Origin of the sequence: Microcystis sp. M53598_WE2 (assembly GCF_030067735.1) — a bacterium.
GTDB lineage: Bacteria > Cyanobacteriota > Cyanobacteriia > Cyanobacteriales > Microcystaceae > Microcystis > Microcystis aeruginosa.
In genome coordinates, this window is sequence record NZ_JASJFE010000371.1 from 1 (window position 1) to 2,667 (window position 2,667).

Here is a 2,667-nt window from a genome sequence, read left to right on the forward strand (position 1 = left end):
CGATAACAGTATTTCTGGCTCAAGAACAATTAATAAGTTTAATTAATTATCCCCAAAATCCCCTGAAAGAAAACTATCAACTTTGGGAAAATAGCGCTCTCTCTAGACTATCGGGAAAAAAAGAACCTAGCTTACTAACTTCTCTGGTTAGTCCCGCTTCTCATCGTTCTGATATTGGTCAATTTCGATTACTTTCAGAAGTGAGATTTGCCAATTTTAAAACAGATGTTATCGATTTACTGCGTCAAATGGACAGTAATATTTCTGATTTAGAAATTCTCTTACCTCCTCATTCTTTATCTTCCAGATTTAACATTTATATTCAACACGAAAAATTGGGACTTGTACCCGTTAGTACCTTTGGTGACGGGGTGCGTCGCTTACTTCATATTGCCCTCAAACTTGCCAGTGTTAAAGGTGGAATTTTATTCATTGATGAATTAGAATCAGCTATTCATACAGAGGCACTGCAAAGTTCTTTTAATTGGTTAGTTAAATGGTGTCAAAAAATGAATGTACAACTGTTTGCTACTACCCACAGTCTAGAAGCTGTTGATGCTCTGTTAGAAGTTACTGAACGAGAATCAGATTTGGTGCTTTATCGTCTCGAACCAAAGGAAAATTATACTAGAGTAGTTAGACATGATTGGACTCGATTAAAAAGTTTACGAGAAGACTTAGGACAGGAGGTTCGTTGGTGAGTCGAGAACATATATTGATTGGAGTGGAAGGTAATCATGATCAAGCTTTTCTGGTGAAAGTTATGTGTAAACTTCTGGGGTTTTCTAAATGTGAAGAACTCTCAAATCTAGAACCAATTTGGAAAAAATTTATTCCGAAATATCCTCCTCCTAAAACTGGAAAACTTTACATCAGACTCGATATGCCATCTATTCTTTATACTGAGACTTTATCCGTGGCAATTTATGCCGGGGGTGGCAGTGAATTAATTAAAAATTTAACCAATAAACTTGCCGATATGGATTATAACAATGAATTATCAGCTTTTGCCGTTATTGCCGATGCGGATAAAGATAACCCGGCAGAAGTTGCTCGCAAATATCATCAGGGTTTTCGGGAATATTTTCCCGACTTTCCCAGGGTAGTAGCTGCCACGGGAACTATTCAAGAAAATAGACCAAGAGTCGGATTATATATACTGCCTAATAATGTTGATCAAGGTGTCTTAGATACCCTACTTTGTGATTGTGGAAAAATCGCCTATCCTGAATATATGAACAGAGCAAAAGCATATATTCAACAATTTTCCGAGGAAGAAATTAGTCAAATTGGCTGGAAACCTTTTGATAAAGAAAAAGCCACTATTGCCGCAGTTGCTAGTATTCTTAAACCTGGAAAAACCAACACCGCAACTATTTCTGATGATCGGTGGATTAGCGAGCAAACTTTAATGCAAATACCATCACTAGAAAATCTCTTAACTTTTCTAAAACAACTCCTCAAAATGGAGTCAATATAATTATATTGATCTGCTGAAAACTTGGAGAGTTACCAACTAGGAAGTTACGGTTAACAAGTGGTCATGAAAAGGAGACAGGATATCCGAGCATTATAATAAAAGTTTTCTCTCAAGTTAAGGTCAAAAAATTCTAGCTGGGAGTTATCGAAGTGTGATCAAGCTTGACACAGTCAAATTAAGGTGTTACCATATTGGGCATGATTTGTGCAGATGTTAAAATTTTTGTTGTGCGGTAGTCTATGAATTTAACAAATTTACCAATGTCTCTTGATGAGGTGCCTTTACCTAGTTCTTTGCCGCCAGTTATTTTAATAGTTTTTACTCGTCCCGATCTACTCAAGGAAGTTTTAAAGGGTTTAACCCAACAGACTCTATTTCCTCATCAGATCATTGCCTATGTGGATGGAGCAAGAAATGAACTTGATCTACCCCTGATTGATCAAACAATTGCTTTACTGCAAGAGTTCTCTAGTAAAATTCCAGTAGATATAAGGTTACGGTCACAAAATTTGGGCTGTGATCAAAATGTCATTTTGTCCTTGACAGAAGTCCTATCCACTTATGAATCTGTTGTTTACTTGGAAGATGATAACTTTCCCAATCCATATTTTTATGATAGGATGTGCCGTCTATTAGAGGCATACCGTGAACATAAAAAAATCTTTTCGATTAGCGGATATGCAGCCTTTCCAGAGCAAGCATATCCTCTGCTCGAAGAGGATTTTGCTCTCTCCCATAGAGTTTTTTCTTGGGGATTCGGTATCTGGGCTGATCGCTGGAATGATATCGCTCTCATCAATCAGCCAAAACAATATAATCCTTTTGGAAAATTCTATAATATACCCGCCACCGTGCAAACAAAAATGACTATAATAAACCAGTTCTGGCTAGAGAGAAATGAGCAAACTGACTGGGTTATTACTCTTACTCTTGCATCTTTGTATCAAAATCGGGTTCACCTTATTCCCAAAACTTCTTTGATCTATAATATAGGTTTTGGACACCCAGAATCTAAAACCTATAAAGGGAAAGAAGCATCATGGGTAAACTCTGCCTATAGTTCCTCATTCCGCCCCAATAGCTTACCTAGCAGTCTTGAGTTAATTGACCTTTTAAAAAATGAGATTAGTGGCATAGAATTGGCGCATTACCTGTATCGCAAGGGTATTGCTATTAATTTAGAAGCA

Annotated in this window: 3 protein-coding genes; all 3 read left to right on the top strand. The window is 37.0% G+C overall.

What is annotated here, in order from left to right:
• Positions 1 to 701 (top strand): AAA family ATPase (locus tag PX636_RS07990; RefSeq protein ID WP_288116688.1); only part of this gene is annotated, 701 nt, incomplete at its 5' end.
• Positions 698 to 1,480, top strand: coding sequence for a DUF3226 domain-containing protein (locus PX636_RS07995; protein ID WP_193978483.1), 783 nt, complete (start codon positions 698 to 700; stop codon positions 1,478 to 1,480). The genes PX636_RS07990 and PX636_RS07995, both read left to right, overlap by 4 nt.
• A 239-nt stretch (positions 1,481 to 1,719) precedes the next feature.
• Positions 1,720 to 2,667 (top strand): glycosyltransferase family protein (locus PX636_RS08000; RefSeq protein WP_288116689.1); only part of this gene is annotated, 948 nt, incomplete at its 3' end.